We start from the raw sequence: 3,902 nt of genomic DNA, 5'->3' as shown, positions 1-3,902 counted from the left end.
GGCTGGCCCACAGGAGGGAGTCGAGGCGCTCGAGGGTGGCGACGACCGGGTGGGGGGCAGGCCTGTGGGGGATCGTCTGGGCGACGAGGGCGAAGGCGAGGGCGAAGCCGAGCGGCTGGGCGACGATGCCCCAGCGGGGGACCTCGATGCCGGCGAGCTTGACGAACTGGGCCTGGACCAAGACCAAGTCGGTGGGCGAGGGGCTGGCGGGGGCGAGGCCGCAGACGAGGGCGACGAGCAGCAGGGTGAAGCCGAGCAGGCGGAGTCCGGCGAGCGCCAAGGCTGGGGCGGCGCCGTGCTCGGTCGGTGGTGAGCCGGGCAGCGCGGCGCGGATGATCGTGAGGGTCGCGGCGAACAGCGCGAGCGCGACGAGCCACCACCAGATGCCAGGCGAGCCCGGGAGCGCGAGCAGCTCGGCGCCCCCGAGCGTGGCGCGGCACTGTTCGAGCTCGCGCGGACCCACCAGCTCGAGCAGCCGGCCATGACACAGACCCAGACCGATCGGGATCGTGGCGGCGACCAGCAGCGCGGCCGCGATCGCGCCAGCGACGGTCAGGCCCAGGCCGAGCTTGGCGCGGCGGGTTGAGGCCGCTTGGCCCGCGCGTAGCGAGCCGGTTCCCAAGGCGGCGGCCAGCGCCAGGGCGGCCAGCGCCAGGGCGCTCACCAGCGCGGCGCCGAGTCCCGAGCGATCGACGTCGGTGCCGACGAACTCGATCGGGAGCTCGTAGGCGAACCGATCCGAGCTGAAGCTCAGCGCCGCCCGCCCCGAGCGGTAGACCCCGGGCTGCGCGCGGAACGTGGCCGGTGACAGCTCGAGCTCGAGCACGACCGAGTCGTAGGCCGGGATCGTTCGGGGCAAGGACGCGTCGACGAAGCGCAGCGTGTCCCAGTCGTCGCCCCCGAGCTTGAACTCGCCGATCGGTCGGACGGTGCCGCTGCGGTTGTGGATCTCGACGTGGACGCGGGCGCGCGTGGGGCTGAGGCGGACGATGCCAGGGTCGGCCCAGAGGGGACCTTCGGCGTGGTCGCCCGAGTCCGCCGCGCAGCTCGTGCTCACCAGCAGCGCGACCAGCAGCATGAGCGCGGCCACGAGCGGGGCGCGAAGCGTGTCCGACATGCGACGCATGCGGCCGGTCGGCCTGGTGGCGCTCACGGCTGGGTTGGTTCGGGGGTGGTGGCCGGCTGCTCGGGCTCGTCTAGCGCGCGCAGGGCCTCGACGATCTGCACGACCAGCGACTCTCGAGGTTGCCGAGCGTTGGCGCCGCCGTCACTGTCGATCAGCTCGCCCTGGCGCTCGCCGGGGTTGGTGCCGGGGAGCACCACCTGACATGCCGCGCTGACCTCGTCGTGTGCGTGGGCGATGCAGACCGACTGCATGCGCGTGAGCTTGCCGAGCACGAACTCTGGGAACGCGACGCGGGTGTCGAGCAGGAACACGGTCTGGATGAACTCACCGGCCAGATCCAGCGCGAGCTCGCCAGCGTGGCGAGCGTTGACGCCCGCGACCGCGTCGGCTGCGTTTGGATCGGGCTCTTGGTCGGTGGGGATGCCCTCCGTCGCGGCGCTCGTGCCCTCGAGCACGTAGCGGTGCGCACCGAATGCCTCGGCGAGCTCGAGCAGGGCCTCGTTGGCGGCCTTGCTGGCGCCGCGCGAGAACACGACAGCGACCCGCTCGCTGCGCAGGCGCTTGGCTGCTGTCTTGATCGCAACCTCGAGGTCGACGATCTCGTCGTCGACGAAGGAACGAAACACCGGACCCTCGAGCCGGCGATGACTGATGGTCGCGGGCTCGGGCGTGCTGGCGGGGGTCGAAGCCGCGGGCTCGGGTGCTGGCTCGGGTGCTGGGGCTGGCTCGGGTGCTGGCTCTGGCTCCGCTGCGGGTTGCTCTGGCTCGGGCGCGGGGGCGGGCTTGCGGGCGCCAGCTCGGAGGCTGGCCACCGTGTCCATGTCGCCGACGCCGCCCTCCCGCTGCGCTTCTTGAATGGGGGCCGGCGCCGGGAAGTCGAGGACGCCCTTGCGCAGGATGAACGCGAACCCTGCGCCGACCAGGCAGGTGAACGCGCAGGCGCCAAACAGCGCGCGGTCCTGCAAGCCCAGGATGCATGCGCCGGCCCGCTCGAATTCTGGGGTGCAGGTGATCTGGCCGAGCCCGGCGAGCCACGGCACGAGCAGCATCGAGATGACCAGCAGCCCGGTCATGGCGATGCCGACCTGCAGCAGTCGCGCGAGGCCTTCGGCGTTCGGACGTGGGCCGGGAGCGGGCGTCAGCCGCCAACCGAGTGCCAGACCGAGGGCCGCGATCGTGGCCAGTACGAGGTAGGCCGGGGCCATGTCCTGCTCGCTCCTACGACAGGCCCTCGATCGCCATCTCGAACACGTCGATCTCGTCGGAGTTGCGGGCCACGAACAGCACTCGGATCGGCCGCTCGCCCCGATGGCTGCGGAACTCGCTGTGGATCGCCCGGGCGGCTTCCTCGGCCGGGATGCCCGTGTCGAACGCGCCCATGAGCGGGACCGCGACGCTGTTGTAGCCCTTGAGCTCGCAGGTCACGATCACCGCCGCGGTCGCCCGCGCGATGTCCTCGACCTGGACCTGCTCGCCGGCCTTGTTGGTGTTGGGCACGTGGATCAGGTGCCGGGCCCGGAGCTTGCCGCCGTCGGTCACGAACGCTGCGCCGATCGCGAGCGGCGTGTGTGGCTGCAACAACTGCTCGAGCGGCAGGCCCGACAGCTCTTTGATGCGCGACGCCGGGTAGGTGGTGTACTCGCAGTCCGAGTTGACCGGACAGACGAAGGCGTCGACGTCGACCTGCTCCCAGGGATCGTTGGACAGTTGAATTTCGATGATCTTGGCCCTCTGGTCGACTGGGCGGCGGGTCGCGCCGGTCAGCGGTGGCGGGGTGGGCTCGCAGCTGGCGAAGAGTTTGCCGCGGCTCAGTTCTTAAACATGGAATCGAGCTGTTCGGCAACCTCGTCCTCGGGAGTCTCCCGGGCGACCGCGAGCTCCCCAACCAGCAGATCGCGGGCTGTCCGCAGCATCTCGCGCTCACCGTGAGACAAGGTCTTCTGGGAGCGCAGCAGCGAGAGGTCACGGTAGACCTCGGCGACCTCGTGCAGCGATCCGGTCCGGATCTTCTCCATGAAGTTGCGGTAGCGCCGGTTCCAGGTCTGGCGATCGGCCGGGACATCGTGGTCGCGGAGCAGCTCGAACATCCGGTCGATCTCGTCGGGCCCCGCGAGCGGGCGCATGCCGTTCTCGCCGGCCTTGTCGATTGGAACGATGATCTTCAGGCCGCTGCCGCGGACCTGCAGGTGGTAGAAGCGCAGCTTTTGGCCCCCGACGTGCTTGGTCTCGAGCCCCACCACGTCAGCGACGCCATGGGCCGGGTAGACCGCGGTCATACCAATCTCGAAGTTCTCGTTTTCGATCATCACGTCCTTTGGAATCCGTGCTCGGCGGAGTGCGCTTCTGGCGCTTGCGGGGGATCTGGCGTCCCGACGCTTCCGATTCGCTCAAACACCCTGTAGTGCGCTGGTCCTTGCCATGAACGTTGTTCTGGAGGGGCTTTGCGCCGCTGATGTCCCAGGAAAGCTGGCAGATATTAGCTCGGAGGGGGGGATAGTGTCCAGACGGCGGGGGGGCGCCAGCTGTGAGGCTGGGTTTGTTTGGGGCGCTTGACCGACGGACGGAGGACCCTGGGGGAACCGGACTGAGAGTCTTCGCGGACCCAGCCGTGGGCGCGAGGCTCGGCGCCCTGCGCGAGGCCGCCACAGGCGCACTTTCGCGCCAATCTTCGGCGCGCGGAGCCAAAAAATCCACCTCGCGCACGCCGCAGCACCCACTCTCGCCCCCGAAACCAATACAAACCCCCAGGATTGCCTCGAGCAACCCCGGCATCGCC

Annotated in this window: 3 protein-coding genes and 1 pseudogene; all 4 read right to left on the bottom strand. The window is 70.0% G+C overall.

Annotated elements, in window-relative coordinates; all coding sequences use genetic code 11:
* A pseudogene (locus tag ENSA7_RS41565) lies at positions 1–1,153 on the bottom strand (hypothetical protein); the annotation flags it as partial.
* A complete protein-coding gene (locus tag ENSA7_RS41560; RefSeq protein WP_106094977.1) occupies positions 1,150–2,331 on the bottom strand; it encodes a hypothetical protein in 1,182 nt (393 codons plus the stop codon). The pseudogene ENSA7_RS41565 and the gene ENSA7_RS41560, both read right to left, overlap by 4 nt.
* Positions 2,332–2,344: 13 nt before the next feature.
* The gene (locus tag ENSA7_RS44910) at positions 2,345–2,707 is read right to left on the bottom strand and encodes a macro domain-containing protein (RefSeq protein WP_181234663.1); all 363 of its coding nucleotides are present in this window, start codon (positions 2,705–2,707) and stop codon (positions 2,345–2,347) included.
* Between the two features lie 227 nt (positions 2,708–2,934).
* Entirely contained in the window at positions 2,935–3,432 is a 498-nt protein-coding gene (locus ENSA7_RS41550; protein ID WP_106094975.1) for a CarD family transcriptional regulator, read from the bottom strand.
* Between the last annotated feature and the right edge of the window lie 470 nt (positions 3,433–3,902).

It is taken from the genome of Enhygromyxa salina, assembly GCF_002994635.1.
Lineage (GTDB): Bacteria > Myxococcota_A > Polyangia > Nannocystales > Nannocystaceae > Plesiocystis > Plesiocystis salina_B.
This window is presented reverse-complemented; position numbering and strand designations above follow the sequence as displayed.